General features: G+C 36.5%; 17 protein-coding genes. All 17 read right to left on the bottom strand.

What is annotated here, in order from left to right:
- Positions 1-416: 416 nt before the first annotated feature.
- The gene (gene dapA / locus ACEPXD_RS06755) at positions 417-1,298 is read right to left on the bottom strand and encodes a 4-hydroxy-tetrahydrodipicolinate synthase (protein ID WP_391121400.1); all 882 of its coding nucleotides are present in this window, start codon (positions 1,296-1,298) and stop codon (positions 417-419) included.
- A 4-nt stretch (positions 1,299-1,302) separates the two neighbouring features.
- The gene (locus tag ACEPXD_RS06750) at positions 1,303-2,349 is read right to left on the bottom strand and encodes an aspartate-semialdehyde dehydrogenase (protein ID WP_391121397.1); all 1,047 of its coding nucleotides are present in this window, start codon (positions 2,347-2,349) and stop codon (positions 1,303-1,305) included.
- Between the two features lie 78 nt (positions 2,350-2,427).
- The gene (locus ACEPXD_RS06745) at positions 2,428-3,015 is read right to left on the bottom strand and encodes a dipicolinate synthase subunit B (protein WP_391121394.1); all 588 of its coding nucleotides are present in this window, start codon (positions 3,013-3,015) and stop codon (positions 2,428-2,430) included.
- Positions 3,015-3,812: an NAD(P)-dependent oxidoreductase gene (locus ACEPXD_RS06740; RefSeq protein ID WP_391121391.1), complete on the bottom strand. Its 798-nt coding sequence runs from the start codon at positions 3,810-3,812 to the stop codon at positions 3,015-3,017. The genes ACEPXD_RS06745 and ACEPXD_RS06740 overlap by 1 nt, the downstream gene beginning before the upstream one ends.
- The gene (locus tag ACEPXD_RS06735) at positions 3,809-4,081 is read right to left on the bottom strand and encodes a YlmC/YmxH family sporulation protein (RefSeq protein ID WP_151699520.1); all 273 of its coding nucleotides are present in this window, start codon (positions 4,079-4,081) and stop codon (positions 3,809-3,811) included. Before ACEPXD_RS06735 ends, ACEPXD_RS06740 begins: the two co-directional genes overlap by 4 nt.
- 112 nt (positions 4,082-4,193) lie before the next feature.
- On the bottom strand, positions 4,194-5,423 hold the full coding sequence (locus ACEPXD_RS06730; RefSeq protein WP_391121386.1) for a M16 family metallopeptidase: 1,230 nt from the start codon (positions 5,421-5,423) through the stop codon (positions 4,194-4,196).
- Between the two features lie 172 nt (positions 5,424-5,595).
- Positions 5,596-7,713 carry a polyribonucleotide nucleotidyltransferase gene (pnp, locus tag ACEPXD_RS06725; protein WP_391121383.1) on the bottom strand — a complete coding sequence of 706 codons (2,118 nt, stop codon included), beginning with the start codon at positions 7,711-7,713 and terminating at the stop codon, positions 5,596-5,598.
- A gap of 154 nt (positions 7,714-7,867) precedes the next feature.
- A complete protein-coding gene (rpsO, locus tag ACEPXD_RS06720; protein ID WP_391121380.1) occupies positions 7,868-8,137 on the bottom strand; it encodes a 30S ribosomal protein S15 in 270 nt (89 codons plus the stop codon).
- A gap of 130 nt (positions 8,138-8,267) precedes the next feature.
- Positions 8,268-9,218: a riboflavin biosynthesis protein RibF gene (ribF, locus tag ACEPXD_RS06715; RefSeq protein ID WP_391121377.1), complete on the bottom strand. Its 951-nt coding sequence runs from the start codon at positions 9,216-9,218 to the stop codon at positions 8,268-8,270.
- Position 9,219: 1 nt separating this feature from the next.
- The gene (gene truB / locus ACEPXD_RS06710) at positions 9,220-10,140 is read right to left on the bottom strand and encodes a tRNA pseudouridine(55) synthase TruB (RefSeq protein WP_391121374.1); all 921 of its coding nucleotides are present in this window, start codon (positions 10,138-10,140) and stop codon (positions 9,220-9,222) included.
- 71 nt (positions 10,141-10,211) lie between these two features.
- Positions 10,212-10,562 carry a 30S ribosome-binding factor RbfA gene (gene rbfA / locus ACEPXD_RS06705; protein WP_151699514.1) on the bottom strand — a complete coding sequence of 117 codons (351 nt, stop codon included), beginning with the start codon at positions 10,560-10,562 and terminating at the stop codon, positions 10,212-10,214.
- Between the two features lie 23 nt (positions 10,563-10,585).
- On the bottom strand, positions 10,586-10,864 hold the full coding sequence (locus tag ACEPXD_RS06700; protein WP_391121370.1) for a DUF503 domain-containing protein: 279 nt from the start codon (positions 10,862-10,864) through the stop codon (positions 10,586-10,588).
- Positions 10,864-13,335, bottom strand: a complete 2,472-nt coding sequence (gene infB, locus ACEPXD_RS06695) for a translation initiation factor IF-2 (RefSeq protein WP_391121366.1) — start codon at positions 13,333-13,335, stop codon at positions 10,864-10,866. Before infB ends, ACEPXD_RS06700 begins: the two co-directional genes overlap by 1 nt.
- Positions 13,336-13,339: 4 nt before the next feature.
- Positions 13,340-13,660, bottom strand: a complete 321-nt coding sequence (locus ACEPXD_RS06690) for a YlxQ family RNA-binding protein (RefSeq protein ID WP_151699511.1) — start codon at positions 13,658-13,660, stop codon at positions 13,340-13,342.
- Entirely contained in the window at positions 13,657-13,935 is a 279-nt protein-coding gene (rnpM, locus tag ACEPXD_RS06685) for an RNase P modulator RnpM (RefSeq protein WP_391121361.1), read from the bottom strand. The genes ACEPXD_RS06690 and rnpM overlap by 4 nt, the downstream gene beginning before the upstream one ends.
- Positions 13,936-13,954: 19 nt before the next feature.
- On the bottom strand, positions 13,955-15,085 hold the full coding sequence (gene nusA / locus ACEPXD_RS06680) for a transcription termination factor NusA (protein ID WP_391121358.1): 1,131 nt from the start codon (positions 15,083-15,085) through the stop codon (positions 13,955-13,957).
- Positions 15,086-15,107: 22 nt separating this feature from the next.
- The gene (gene rimP, locus ACEPXD_RS06675; RefSeq protein ID WP_391121356.1) at positions 15,108-15,587 is read right to left on the bottom strand and encodes a ribosome maturation factor RimP; all 480 of its coding nucleotides are present in this window, start codon (positions 15,585-15,587) and stop codon (positions 15,108-15,110) included.
- Positions 15,588-15,610: the final 23 nt, after the last annotated feature.

Here is a 15,610-nt window from a genome sequence, read left to right as displayed (position 1 = left end):
AAAGCATGTATTTTGCTCGTCCAGAATACGTACTTCATAAGTAAAACGCTAGCATCCTTTAAGTGCATTCGGTTTGGTTAATGAGAGTTTAGATACTTACCTATTCTTTTAAAAGCCGACGAAGAGTCAATTTCGTCCTCTCAGCAGTTCTTTATCAATGAATGGTATCTATTTTTTTCTTTTACCACAGAGTCACTTATATTATGAAGTCCAAACACCCAACTAAAAAGTTAAAAACTGGAATAGAGCAACTAATTGCAAGGTGAAAGCAACCATTTCTCTATGTAAAGAGTCAACTTTATGTGAGACCCCTAGAAAGTGTCCGCCTACAGCTTAAATCAACTTGTTCATGGCATAAAAGTTTAAATACATATTCTTTAAAAAAAGACTGAAAAGTAGCTTCAGTCTTTTTTTACTTATTTATTTTTTAAGAATTCATCCCATATTTGGTCAAAACTTATTTTTTCCTCTTCCGTCATTTCAACTAACGGAAGACGTAGAGAACCTACCTCTACCCCCACTTTAGATAGGGCATATTTTACCACGACAGGATTTGGATGTTGAAACAACCCATTAATAACTGGTAAAATACGTTGATGAATTTTTGCTGCCTTTGCATGGTTCCCATCATGAAATGCATGAATCATTTCTTGTATATCTTTTCCGATAACATGGGAAGCAACGGAAATGATTCCAGCTCCTCCTATCGCTAATAATGGTAACGTTAGAGCATCGTCCCCACTATACACTAAAAAACCTTCTTCTGTATTTGCCAAAATTTTCGTCATTTGATCCAAACTACCACTAGCTTCTTTTACAACTTGAATTGAGGGGTTTTTACTCAATTCGACAATTGTTTCAGCCTCTAAATTCACTCCAGATCTGCCTGGAATATTATACAACACAATCGGTAAATTGGTTGCATCTGCAATTGCTTCAAAATGCGCAATCATCCCTCGTTGATTTGGTTTATTGTAATATGGCGTTACAATCATAATTGCGTCTACACCTAGTGCTTCTGCTTTTATGGATAAATCAATCGAATCAGCTGTATTATTACTGCCAGTACCTGCTATGACAGGAATCCTTTTGTTTACTCTATCAACAACAAATTGGATTAATTTCAGTTTTTCAGATGTAGATAATGTTGGAGATTCTCCAGTAGTTCCACAAACAACTAGAGAATCTGTTCCAGTAGAAATTAAATGCTCAACTAATTTTTCAGTTGCAATATAATCAATATAACCATCCGATTGAAATGGAGTAACCATTGCTGTAGAAACTTGACCTAAATTCATACCATTACACCTCTTTTAATATACCCTCTTCAATTAAAGCTTCTGCAATTTGAATCGAGTTTAATGCGGCACCTTTTAATAAGTTATCAGAAACAATCCACATATGGAAGCCTTTACTGTTCGAAGGGTCTCTTCTAATACGCCCAACAAAAACATCATCTTTGTCCTCTACAAAATAAGGCATTGGATATTGTTGTTGCTCCGGTTTGTCTTGGACGGTAATTCCTGCTGAATTAGAAAGCAATTCTTTTAACTCACCTACAGATACATTCTCTCTATCTACTTCTAGATAAACTGATTCTGAGTGACCAGTAACTACCGGCACTCGTACACAAGTTGCGGCAATAGAAAGCTCAGGCATCGACATAATTTTCTTCGTTTCATTCATCATTTTATGTTCTTCAAAGGTAAATCCATCTTCGTCAAATACATCAATTTGGGGAATCACATTTCCTGCAATAGGATAATGTTTTTCTGAATTTTTGACAGGTAAAATTTGAGGGTTTGGATTCTTCTCTTTCATACTTGTGCTCTGCGTTGTAAGTTCGTTAATAGCTGCTACTCCCGCACCTGACACTGCTTGATAGGTAGAAACAATTACTTTAGTTAATCCGTAATGCTGCTTTATTGGCTCCAATGCACAAACCATCTGAATAGTAGAACAATTCGGGTTAGCAATTATCCCAGTTTGCTCATGTAAGGCATGTTTGTTCACTTCTGGTACAACAAGCGGGACATCCTTATCCATGCGAAAAGCACTTGTATTATCAATTACAATCGCACCTCTGCTACTAGCTTCTTTTGCTAATTCTTTAGAAATGGAACCTCCAGCAGAGAAAAAAGCTATGTCCACTCCTTGAAAAGCTTCTGGTGTTGCCTCTTCAATTGTATATAGGAAACCATTAACTTCTACTTGTTTACCTGCTGAATTCTTCGAAGCTAGTAGTTTTAAATTTCTAAAAGGAAAACTTCTCTCTACCAACTTTTGGATAATCTTTTGACCAACTGCGCCTGTTGCTCCCACTATTGCTACTGTATAACCTTCTGACATGAATAGCTCTCCTCTCAACTCAAAACATATTGGCGATATTGTATCATATTATACATGAAAATACATCATCTTTAATATTTATAATGGATGGCTAATAAGTATTGGCTGTAATTGTCGAGATTGAATGGCGTGTTCTACTGTTGGGATTATTTTTGTAAAGTCCGCTATTAATGAATTTGGTTTTTTATGAGGATTGTCTTGACCAAAGGGGATAAAATAAATGTTTTTGGTGGAAAGGAGCTTCATAATATTCATTCCATTTAAACCAAGCGCATCGTTCGTTGAGATACCAAGTACGACTGGCTTTCCATTTCGTAAAGTTGCTTTAGCAGCCATTAAAACAGGAGAATCTGTTTGCGCATTTGCAAGCTTGCTAATCGAATTTCCCGTCATCGGGGCGATGACCATGCAATCGAGTGGATTCGTCGGACCAAAGGGTTCAGCTTCGACAATTTTTGAGACGACTTTGCTCCCACTTGCCGTTTCAATTTTTTCAATCCATTCTTCTCCCGTTCCAAAACGAGTTGCTGCAGTTAATACCGAGTAAGTAATAATTGGAACGACTGTTGCACCGATATCAGTAAACTGTCTTACCATTGGAATTACTTCCTCATACGTACAATGAGAAGCGGTTATTCCAAGACCTATTCGAAGACCATTTAACACTATTTTTCCTCCTCCAGTAAAGCCAATTGATTTTGAACCGACCTAGCTATTAAATAGCCAGCATCTTGTGGGAAATACATCCCTGGCAAGCTAGTGGGATTAACATAATTAGCTGTTTTTTCTTTACTATTTATAAGACAACCCGGTTTAGAAGCCAGATCGAATACTTTCGAGAAATGCAAAGCATTTGTATTTTCTAGCCATTTAAAAGGTATGGTATTTATTAAATAAGCTTTTTGTTCTTTTTGCTCCTGTATTAAATTTTCCAACGCTTCTATTTGATAACCATAACTTTTTGCTTCAAATAGCTGATTTTCGGAACGTACAGAAATAATCACTTTCGCTCCGAGGTGATGTAGTGCAAATGCTAGTCTTTTACCGACTCTTCCATACCCAGTAATGATAAATTGTTTATTATACAATGACTGTTTTTCATTCAAATAAAAATAGTTAATAAAGCCTTCCGCAGTTAAATTTGCATTATCCCATATCCACTGTTCATCTTCTAAATAATTAAATACTTTTCGTTTCTGAGTTTCATATTCCTGTTCTAATTCTTTGAATTTCTTTCCAACAAAAAGAATTTCGCATGTTTTTGGTAAAGTTAATGGACATTCCATTTCCATTTCTTGAATTGGAAAAAACACTATTTGCGGCTTAAATTGATGAATTTTTTTTACTAATTCATCATCCCATACCATTGTTGAAAATAGTTTAACTTCGAGACTAGTGGATAATTCTTCCTGTAAGTACTGTAATCTATCATCTGTTCCGATGATGGTACATTTTTTAATCATGAGTATCCACTATCGTCATTAAAAGAATCCGTTTCATTGAATAAAATACGATCTTTCCCTATAAGAATAATTTCCTTCCAAGAAATAAATTCTTTTTTCTTGTTTGCTTTATTCGCTTGAAAAAAAGAAGCTGTCTTTAGAGATACTTCAAACCCTTCAATTTTTCCAGTAGCTGGATCAAAAAGCAACTCGGTATTTGCGAGTTTTCCGTATCTTGCACCATCTTTTACTTGGATAAGCTCTTTTTCAGCAAGTTCCGAAAGTAACAACCTTTCCCCTCCCCTAACTATATTTCTACTTATGTATATGCCTTTTAGCCAAACAAAGTGAATAAGAAAAGCAGATTTGGTTTAGAATGAAACAACAAAAAAAAGTCGAACTTTATTGATCGACTTTTTTGGGCATAATAATGGAAATAGCTGGTTTATACGAAAAAATTTCTTTCGCAAGTTCTACTACCGATTCTAGCGTCACTTCATCTATTGTCTCGCTAACTTCATCTAGCGAACGATGCTTCCCATAAAGTAACTCATTTTTACCATTTCTACTCATTCGTGCATTTGTGCTTTCTAAACCTAACAATAAATTACCTTTTAGCTGTTCTTTTGAATTAGTAATTTCGACTTCTGTAACCCCATTTTCTACAATTGTACGTATAGAATTTAGTATAGAGGTTTTTAATTCAACTAATTGATTACTAGATGTTCCTCCATAAATTACTACTACTCCAGTATCTTCATAAGAAGAGTGGTACGAATAAATCGAATACGCAAGCCCTTTATCTTCTCGTATTTCTTGGAAGAGCCTTGAGGACATGCTTCCCCCTACAATATTATTCAATACGACTAAACTATAAATATTGTCTGCTTTCACACTTAAACCAGGATATGCTAAACAAATATGTGCTTGCTCTGTTTCTCGAAAATTTTCGGTATATATTGGTTTAATTGCAGGGGTTTCTATCGAAACAAATGGTGATTTTTCTCTTTTGAATTGCCCAAATAACGATTCAATATATTCGATAAATCCTTCTTGAATATTGCCAGCAACTGAAATAACGACATTTTCAGGTGTATAGTGTTTTTCCATATAAGACAAGATTGTTTCTTTTGTAAAACTATTTAATGTATCTTCTGTTCCTAATATGGAAGACCCTAAAGGATCATTTTCATACATCTTTTCCCATAGGTATTCGTGAACAATATCGTCTGGTGTATCTTCCACCATATTTATTTCTTCTAAAACCACTTGTCTTTCCTTCTCAATTTCACTTGGATCAAAAAGAGAATTGAAAAACATATCTGCAAGAATTTCTACAGCATACTCCGCATGGTGATCCAAAATTTTTGCATAATAACATGTATTCTCTTTGGAAGTAAAAGCGTTTATATTACCCCCAATTCGATCAAATTCTTCTGCTATCTGCTTTGCTGACCTGGTAGTTGTTCCTTTAAAAAGCATATGTTCAATAAAATGTGTTAAACCATTTTCTTCTGGAAGTTCGTATCTAGAACCAGCTTGCACCCATATACCAACTGCTACTGAACGCACGTGTGAAATAGGTTCTGAAACAATACGAAGTCCATTTTTACAAGTAATTTTCTTTATCAAATTAGCACCCCTAATTATTCTATTCAGCCATTTAAAAAGGTTGCCGTAGAAGCTAGTCTACGGTCAACCTAGTTTTATAAAAGTATACATTTTTCTACATAGTAACTATGCAGCTCCCGAAGCCAGGTACGCATACTTTTAGCGTCAGGGCGTCCGCTTGCAGTAGTCGTAATTATTGTTCTTTTTGTTCAGCACGCTCTTTTTCTTCTTTTATAACTACTTTACGAGATAAGTTAACACGGCCTTGGTTGTCGATTTCAATTACTTTAACTAAAAGTTCATCGCCAATTTTAAGGACATCTTCTACATTTTTCGTACGTTCTTCTTGAATTTCAGAAATATGCAGTAAGCCGTCTTTACCAGTGAATATCTCAACGAATGCTCCAAATTTTTCAATTCGTTTCACTTTACCAAGATAGTATTCACCAACTACAGCAACACGAACAATGTTTTCAATAATTTCTTTTGCACGAGCAATCATCTCTTCATCTGCTGAAGCAATATAAATGGTACCATCTTGCTCGGTATCAATTTTCACGCCAGTTTCATCGATGATTTTATTAATTTGTTTACCACCTGGTCCAATCACATCACGGATTTTATCAGGATTAATCTTAATAACCACAATTTTCGGAGCATATTTAGATAACTTCTCACGAGGTTCACCAATAGTTGCAAGCATGCTTTCTAAAATCTGCATACGACCAATTTTTGCTTGCTCAAGAGCTTCCTCTAAGATTGTTCTAGATAACCCATCAATTTTGATGTCCATTTGAAGTGCTGTAATCCCTTTAGAAGTACCAGCCACTTTAAAGTCCATATCTCCAAGATGATCTTCCATCCCTTGAATATCCGTTAAGATCGTATAATTTTCGCCTTTTTTCACAAGACCCATGGCAATACCAGCTACAGGTGCTTTTAATGGAACCCCAGCATCCATCATTGCAAGTGTTGATGCACAAATACTTGCTTGAGAAGTAGAACCATTCGATTCTAGAACCTCTGCAACTAAACGAAGAGTATATGGGAAATCATTTTCATCTGGAATTACTGCTTCTAAAGCACGTTCTCCTAATGCACCATGTCCAATTTCACGACGACCTGGAGCACGGATTGGTCCTGTTTCCCCAACGCTAAATTGTGGGAAATTATAATGATGCATGAAACGTTTTGATTCTTCTAGACCAATACCATCAATAATTTGAACATCGCCAAGTGGTCCTAATGTACAAATACTTAATGCTTGAGTTTGTCCACGTGTAAATAAACCGGAACCATGTGTTCTAGGTAAAACACCAACTTCAGAAGAAAGAGCTCGGATTTCAGCTACTCCACGACCATCTGGACGTACTTTGTCTTCAGTGATTAAACGACGAACTTCATCTTTAACCATCGCATCTAAAATTTCACGAACTTGTTTTAATGTTTCGTCTGTTGCTTCTTTTTCTGTATACTTTTCTAATACTTCATTTTTAACTTCGCTAATTGCATCCTCACGTGCATGCTTTTCTTGCACTTGAATAGCTTGTACCAAGTTTTCTTCACATAGAAGCTTTACTTCTTCAAAAAGCACTTTATCTAATTCGAAAAGAGCAATTTCTTTTTTCTCTTTCCCGATTTCAGCAACTACTTTTTCTTGGAATTCAATTAACTTCACGATTTCACTGTGCCCGAACATAATTGCTTCTAACACAACTTCTTCAGAAACCTCTTTTGCACCTGCTTCTACCATGTTAATTGCATCTTTAGTTCCTGCTACAGTAAGATCTAAAATACTTTGTTCCATTTGTTCTACAGTCGGATTAATGATGAATTCTTCCCCAATTAAACCAACTTGAACTCCTGCAATCGGTCCATCAAAAGGAATATCCGATACGCTAAGTGCCAAAGAAGAACCTAACATAGCGGCCATCTCTGATGAACAGTTTTGGTCTACAGACATAACGATGGAAATTACTTGAACCTCATTACGGAAGCCATTAGGGAATAAAGGACGAATCGGTCGGTCGATTAAACGGCTAGTTAAAATTGCTCTTTCAGAAGGACGACCTTCACGTTTAATGAATCCACCTGGAATTTTACCAACAGCGTATAATTTTTCTTCGTAATTAACTGTTAACGGGAAAAAGTCTAGATTCTTCGGGTGCTTCGAAGCAGTCGCTACAGATAATACGCTAGTATCACCATATCTTACTAGAACTGCACCATTCGCTTGTTTTGCAAGTTGCCCAATTTCTACTTGCAACGGGCGGCCTGCCCATTCGTACGTAAATACTTTCTTTTCACTCATTTAGTCTGGACTCCTCTCAACTTCAAAAATTCCTAATGTAAGGTATATAAAAGTTATATGTATCATAAGTAGTGTATCAAAAATACCGAAACTATGCGAAGTATTTTTACGCAAAAGAAAAAGCGGGACGAATCCCGCTTAATTCCATGAAATATTATCGACGTAAACCAAGTTTAGCGATTAGCTCACGGTAACGTTGTACTTCGTTTTCACGTAAGTATTTTAATAAGTTACGGCGACGTCCAACCATTTTGAATAGACCACGACGTGAATGGTGATCTTTCTTATGTGTACGTAAATGTTCGTTTAAAGAATTAATTTCTGCTGTAAGAACTGCGATTTGAATATCTGCAGATCCTGTATCGCTTTCATGAGTTCTGAACTCAGCGATTAGTTCGTTTTTACGTTCTTTTGTAATTGCCATTTTGTTTTCCTCCTAAATATTCTTAATATCCCCTGCTCCTGAGCAATCGTTGGAGAATCGAAAAAGCCAAGGAAAGGTTTAGTACAATTTGTACTTTTAAAATATACCATATGATAGCACCAGAATCAACTCATTCGTTTGTTTTGAAATAATTTACAGCTACTAGTTTATCTTTTCCAATTTGTTCTTTTAAAGCATCAATTCCATTAAATTTTTGCTCCGATCGTATACGGGAATACCAGTGAACTATTACTTCTTCACCGTATATGGATTGGTCAAAATCAATTATATGCACTTCAATGGAAAGTTTTTTATCTTCTGAGTTATTAAATGTTGGTTTATACCCAACATTACAAACACCTTCATACCAATGTTCTTGCACTTGTATTTTCACTGCATAAACGCCTGTCGAAGGGATAAATTGACCTTCCATCGGTTGTACATTTGCGGTTGGAAAATTGATCGTTCTACCTCTTTTATCTCCGTGAATAACTACGCCAGATAACATAAATGGGCGGCCTAAAAGTTCTTTCACTTGTTCCATATTTCCAGTTTTCAGTTCTGCTCTTATTCGAGTTGAACTTATTTTATCTCCTGCCATCATTTGTTTATCTACAACTGAAACGGTGTATTCTCCACCTGCTAACTGTTCCATTTCTTTCATAGTGCCTTTTCCAAATGCACCAAATGTAAAATCAAAACCTGCAGTCACATGTTTCACATTCGCTTTTTTAATAAAAGAATCAATAAATTGTACAGGTGTTAACTTAGCAAAATCGGAAGTAAAACGAACAACAAATAATGTATCAACATTTAGCCCTTTTAATACATCTATTTTTTGTTCCATAGGTGTAATATAAAAGACTTGCTCTTTACTATTACCAAGCACGAGTGATGGGTGAGGGTCAAAAGTCATTACGGCAGTTTTGATCTGAAGCTCTTTTCCTTTAACTGAAGCTTCTTGAATGACCGCTTGATGCCCTCTATGTATGCCATCAAAAAAACCGATTGCTAAAGAATAAGCATCGTCGTTCTTATTTTCGAATAAATGATGTGGATAAGATAAGTGATGTACTTCCATATTAATCTCCTTTTTCAGCTGAAAACATTTTTTCAGGTTTCATCATACCACTTTTCGTTGGATGTTTTACATATACTGCTTTTGGAATTGAATTTTTTGTGTAGATAATTTTTTCATTTTTTTCTAGTAATGAATGAGCAATTATTACTTGACCATTTGCAATACTTTTCTCGTTCTCTGTTGTAATTTCTTCGGTTGGCCAGCTTTGTAATGCATAATTTATAGAGAATATAGAGTCATTTAAATGACCACTTTCGTTCGCTATATTCACTTCCTCAAGGGTTAAACATTGAGCTTTCGTGAAGCTCCCCGAAGCGGTACGAACTAAAGAAGACATATGCGCTGGATAACCAAGCAATTCTCCAATTTGTACAGCAAGTGTTCTGATGTATGTACCTTTACTACAGCTAATTTCAATGGAAAACGACACATTTCTACCGGAAAGTTCTGTAGCTTCGTCCAATAAATCTAATGTATAGATCGTTACTTTTCTGCTTGGACGTTCCACTATTTTTCCTTCTCTTGCGTATTCATATAATTTCTTTCCATTAACTTTTACCGCAGAATACATTGGTGGAGTTTGAACGATTTCACCTGTTAATTTGTTTAAAACCACTAATAGTTGCTCTCGTGAAAAATGTTTTTCCGTTTCATCTTTAGTTACAATCTCGCCATCTGCATCTTCTGTCGTAGTAGACTTTCCTATACTAACTGTTGCAATATAAGTTTTTCCTTCGTTCATAATATATTCAGCCACTTTAGTAGCTTGGCCTAAGCAAATGGGTAAAACGCCTTCTACACTCGGATCTAGCGTACCAGTATGTCCTATTCTTTTCATTTTTAATATTTTGCGGAGTTTAAACACACAATCATGGGAGGTCATCCCTTTTTCTTTCCATAAAGGAAGTATGCCTTCGTACACGTTTCCACCTCGTTTAATGATAATATAACAAAGAAGTCTGCTTGTTGTAGTAAGCAGACTCCTCTAATTTTTTATTCTTCTGACGAGTTGTTAATCTGTCTTAACAAATTATCAATTCGATTTCCATATGCTGCAGATTCATCAAACTTAAATAGCAGTTCAGGCGTTATCCGAAGTCTAATTCGCTGTCCTATTTCAGAACGAATAAATCCTTTAGCTTTTTCTAGAGCTTTTAGTGTTTGACCACTTTTCGCTTCTCCACCAAGCACAGTTATATAAATAGTTGCTTGTTGAAGATCACCAGTGACTTCTACATCTGTCACAGTAACAAAACCTATATTAGGATCCTTTAGTTTTCGGACAATAATCTCGCCTAACTCTTTTTTCATTTGTTCAGCAACACGGTTTGCGCGCATCGACATAATCGCTACACCTCATATTCTGTTTATAAATATTCTTTTCTAAATTCTATTCGCTCCCACTCAGGGTTTGAATCCAAATATCTGATGGCATGCATCAGTTCTCGTTCAGCTGCAACTTTATCTGAAGCAACAATTACGATGCCAATACATGTACGTTGCCATACATCTTGGTGATCTAGCTCCCCAATGGAAACATTGAATTTTTGTTTTGTTCGTGTGAGCATTCGTTGTAGAATTGCTCGCTTTTCTTTCAAGGAATGTGCAGTAGAAATGATATATTCACACTCTGCATAAACAATCATTATCGTTTAATCTCTTCCATAACGAATGCTTCGATAATATCATTTTCTTTAATGTCATTAAAGTTTTTAATGGTAATACCACATTCATATCCTTTTGCTACTTCTTTTGCATCGTCTTTGAATCGTTTTAATGTATCTAATTCCCCTTCAAATATAACGATGGAATCACGGATAATACGAACACCACTATCTCTAGAAATTTTACCTTCCGTTACATAAGAACCGGCAATCGTACCAACTTTAGTTACTTTGAAAGTTTCGCGAACTTCCGCTTGACCAATGATTTTTTCTTGGAATTCAGGATCTAGTAATCCTTTCATCGCAAATTCGATTTCTTCGATTACTTTATAAATAACTCGGTGTAAGCGGATATCTACACCCTCAGCATCTGCTGCGCGTTTCGCATTTACATCAGGACGAACATTAAAACCGATTACAATAGCGTTAGAAGCAGCTGCAAGACTAATATCTGATTCAGTAATTGCTCCTGCACCAGTGTGAATGATTCGTACATTTACACCTTCTACTTCTATTTTCATCAAGGAAGCAGCCATTGCCTCTACTGTCCCCTGAACATCTGCTTTAACAATTAAGTTTAGCTCTTTCATTTCCCCTTGTTTCATTTGATCAAACAAGTTGTCTAATGTCACGCGAGTTTTTTCAGAGCGTTGGTTAACTTGTGCTTGTGATGCTCTATTTTCACCAACTTGACGTGCTGTTTTTTCATCTTCAAAAACGACAAAACGATCTCCTGCTTGCGGCACTTCACTTAAACCTGTAATTTCAACAGGAGTAGAAGGGCCTGCTTCTTTCACACGACGACCAAGATCATTTACCATTGCACGAACTCGCCCAAATGCATGACCAACTACGATTGGATCACCAACTCGTAATGTACCATCTTGAACTAATAATGTTGCAACTGACCCTCTACCTTTGTCTAACTGAGCCTCAATTACAGACCCTAATGCAAGACGTTTTGGATTTGCTTTTAATTCTGCAACTTCCGAAACTAGTAAGACCATTTCAATAAGGTTATCGATTCCGTCCCCAGTTAAAGCCGAGATTTGCACAAAAATTGTTTCCCCGCCCCATGCTTCCGATACTAATCCATGTTCAGTTAGTTCTTGCATGACACGATCAGGGTTGGCCGCTGGTTTATCCATTTTATTTACAGCAACAATAATTGGTACTTCTGCCGCTTTTGCATGGTTAATCGCTTCCACAGTTTGTGGCATAACTCCATCGTCAGCTGCAACTACTAGTATTGTAATGTCTGTAATTTTTGCTCCACGAGCACGCATTGTTGTAAAAGCAGCATGTCCTGGAGTATCAAGAAATGTAATTTTTTTCCCATTATTAACTATTTGGTATGCACCAATGTGTTGTGTAATACCACCTGCTTCACCTGCAGTAACTTTTGTATTTCGAATAGAGTCAAGTAAAGTCGTTTTACCATGGTCAACGTGACCCATAATTGTAACTACAGGTGGACGTTCTTGTTTATTTGCTTCATCTTCTTCTGTCGTTTCAATTTCGAAATGAGCTTCTAAATCGGTAATATCGATTTTAATTTCTTCTTCTACTTCTACTCCATAGTCTGCACAAATTAATTCAATTGCATCCTTATCAAGTTCCTGGTTAATTGTTGCCATTGCTCCAAGTAAAAACAATTTTTTAATAATTTCAGAAGGCTCACGGCCAAGTTTTTTCGCTAACTCAGTTACTGTTAATGATTCTGTAAACGTAATTTTAGCAGGAAGTTCTCTTTCTTTTCTTGGAACTGGTGGTTGAACAGGTGTAGTTGGACCTTTTCTTCTTTTTTGGAATTTTTGTCCCGGTCTTTGTTGTCCACCTGGTCTATTTTGTCCACCTGGACGGCTATTTCCAGCTGGTTTATTATTACTAAATGTTTTACCTTGGCTATTAGTATTAGCACCTTGAGCAGCTGGTCTTGATTGGCTTTGCCCTTGACTTGCTGGTCTTGATTGTCCTTGACCTTGGCTTGCTGGTCTTGATTGTCCTTGACCTTGACTTGCTGGTCTTGATTGTCCTTGACCTTGGCTTGCTGGTCTTGATTGTCCTTGACCTTGGCTTGCTGGTCTTGTTTGTCCTTGGCCTTGACTTGCTGGTCTTGATTGTCCTTGACCTTGGCCTGCTGGTCTCGACTGACCTTGGTTAGCTGGTCTTGATTGAACTTGACTAGTTGTTCTCGACTGACCTTGGTTTCCATTGTTGTTTGCAGGACGATTTGTTTGCGTATTCTGTCCAGTTGGTTTTGATTGTGTTGATGCTTGAGGTTTAACCTGATTTGATTTTTTATAAACGCTGTCTAATTTTTGAACTGCGTCTCCTTCAAGCATTGACATGTGGTTAGCCACTTGAATATTAAGCTTCCCTAACTGATCAATAACTTCTTTACTTGATTTTTCTATTTGTTTCGCGTACTCATGAACTCTGATTTTAGTCATTAGCTCACCCCCGGTTAAATTCGTTGAGAAGGCCGGACAGTTTTTTAGCGAAACCGTCATCCATAATGGCTATTGCCACTCTGGCCTCTTTTCCCGTCGCATGTCCGAGATCGTGCCGGTCTCCAAAGACATGCAGCTCAACGTTAAAAGATGCACATTTATCATTAATTTTTTTTGCTGTATTTTTAGAAGCATCTGATGATAGTAAAACTAACTTCGCTTTTTGGCTTCTAATTTCTTTTACTACCAGTTCTTCACCAGAAATTGTTTTTCTTGCTCGAGTTGCAAGTCCTAGTAGCTGCGTTATTTGTTGTTCAATTGTCATTTTAGTTTTTCTCTTTCGATTATGACGATTAACTCATCATATATTTCATGTGGAATCGTTGCTTCTAAATGATTCCCTAAGGAGTTTTTCTTTTTTGCTTTATCAACCGAATTTAACGTTTTCGAAACGTATGCTCCTCTACCCGGCTTTTTTCCTGTCAAGTCTACGGAGACTTCGCCTTCTTTTGATCGAACAATGCGAATCATTTCCTTTTTAGGGAACATTTCTCCTGTAGCAACGCATTTACGCAATGGAATTTTCTTTTGAATAGCCATCCAAACTCACCATCCTTGCTTACTCTTCGTCTTTGTAAAAGTCGAAATCATCCATTTCATCTTCAGCGCTTACCAAAAGAACTTCAGGAGAATTTTCATTAGGATAAATCCCTAATTCTCTAGCATCTGTTTCACTCTTTATATCAATTTTCCATCCAGTTAATTTAGCAGCAAGACGGGCATTTTGACCTCTTTTACCGATAGCTAATGAAAGTTGATAATCTGGTACAACTACTGTTGTAGATTTTTCCACTTCGTTTACTTGCACATCTAACACTTTAGAAGGGCTTAGTGCATTTGCAACGAAAATGACTGGATCTTCAGACCATTCTACAATATCAATTTTTTCCCCGTTTAATTCATTCACTACTGTTTGGACCCTAGCTCCTTTTGCTCCTACACAAGAACCAACTGGATCTATTTCTTCTTTATGTGCAAACACAGAAATTTTAGAGCGATCTCCAGCTTCTCGAGCAATTGATTTTATTTCAACTATTCCTTCGAATATTTCTGGAACTTCCATTTCAAACAATCGACGAAGTAACCCTGGATGCGTTCTAGATACAAAAACTTGAGGACCACGAGTAGTTCGTTCTACTTTCGTAATATATACTTTTATACGATCATGAGGACGATATGTTTCTGTTTGAATCTGTTCATTTACAGGTAAAACTGCTTCTACTTTACCTAAACCAACGTAAATATTCCTTGCATCTAAACGCTCCACAATTCCGTTTACAATGTCATCTTCGCGGTCAACGTATTCCTCATAAATAAGACCACGTTCCGCTTCACGTACTCTTTGTGTCACAACTTGTTTAGCGGTTTGCGCAGCAATACGGCCGAAGTTACGTGGAGTTACTTCTTCCTCTACAACGTCTCCGATTACATAATGTGGATTAATAATGTTTGCATCCTCTAATGAGATTTGCAAACGTTCATCTGATACTTCTTCCACTACATCTTTTCTTGAATAAACAAGCATTGTACCTGTAGCTAGATTGATATCTACTCGAACATTTTGAGCCTGGTTAAAGTTTCTTTTATATGCTGTCACTAATGCAGCTTCAATTGCTTCTATTAATACATTTCTAGAAATCCCTTTTTGTTTTTCAAGCGCAGTAAGCGCATCTAAAAAATCACTACTCATAGATATCACTCCTTAATATACATTATGCAGAGAAATCAATCGCTAAACGAGCAAGCGCAATTTTCTCTTTATCAATTTGAATTTTAATTCTTCTAGTTTTCACACGTACTTCTATTAAAGCACCTTCTTCTGCTGAATAAGAAAGTAAAGTTCCTTCAAATTCTTTGGCACCATTTACAGGTTCATACGTTTTAATATATACATGTTTACCGATTGCTTGTAGAAAGTCTGCATCTTTTTTCAATGGACGTTCAGCGCCTGGAGAGGAAACTTCTAAGAAATAGTTCTCCGTAATTGGATCAACGTCATCTAATTTTTCACTTAGTTTTTCACTAACTTGAGCACATTGCTCAATATCTATACCACCTGTTGATGCATCAATATAGATTCTCAAAAACCAATCGCGACCTTCTTTTACGTATTCAATATCTACAAGCTCTAAATTCAACTCTTGTAAAATCGGCGTTACAAGCTCTTCAATTTTACTAGTGATATTAGTCATACAAGCCTCCTACTCAATAATGA

This window comes from Psychrobacillus sp. L3, assembly GCF_042945595.1.
Lineage (GTDB): Bacteria > Bacillota > Bacilli > Bacillales_A > Planococcaceae > Psychrobacillus.
This window is presented reverse-complemented; position numbering and strand designations above follow the sequence as displayed.

Coding starts and splice junctions, on each gene's coding strand:
- ACEPXD_RS06740 (WP_391121391.1), bottom strand. CDS start 3,812: ATGATTAAAAAATGTACCATCATCGGAACAGATGATAGATTACAGTAC.
- infB (WP_391121366.1), bottom strand. CDS start 13,335: ATGACTAAAATCAGAGTTCATGAGTACGCGAAACAAATAGAAAAATCA.
- ribF (WP_391121377.1), bottom strand. CDS start 9,218: ATGGAAGTACATCACTTATCTTATCCACATCATTTATTCGAAAATAAG.
- rbfA (WP_151699514.1), bottom strand. CDS start 10,562: ATGTCGATGCGCGCAAACCGTGTTGCTGAACAAATGAAAAAAGAGTTA.
- rpsO (WP_391121380.1), bottom strand. CDS start 8,137: ATGGCAATTACAAAAGAACGTAAAAACGAACTAATCGCTGAGTTCAGA.
- ACEPXD_RS06700 (WP_391121370.1), bottom strand. CDS start 10,864: ATGATTGTTTATGCAGAGTGTGAATATATCATTTCTACTGCACATTCC.
- ACEPXD_RS06690 (WP_151699511.1), bottom strand. CDS start 13,660: ATGACAATTGAACAACAAATAACGCAGCTACTAGGACTTGCAACTCGA.
- rnpM (WP_391121361.1), bottom strand. CDS start 13,935: ATGGCTATTCAAAAGAAAATTCCATTGCGTAAATGCGTTGCTACAGGA.
- nusA (WP_391121358.1), bottom strand. CDS start 15,085: ATGAGTAGTGATTTTTTAGATGCGCTTACTGCGCTTGAAAAACAAAAA.
- dapA (WP_391121400.1), bottom strand. CDS start 1,298: ATGAATTTAGGTCAAGTTTCTACAGCAATGGTTACTCCATTTCAATCG.
- ACEPXD_RS06750 (WP_391121397.1), bottom strand. CDS start 2,349: ATGTCAGAAGGTTATACAGTAGCAATAGTGGGAGCAACAGGCGCAGTT.
- pnp (WP_391121383.1), bottom strand. CDS start 7,713: ATGAGTGAAAAGAAAGTATTTACGTACGAATGGGCAGGCCGCCCGTTG.
- rimP (WP_391121356.1), bottom strand. CDS start 15,587: ATGACTAATATCACTAGTAAAATTGAAGAGCTTGTAACGCCGATTTTA.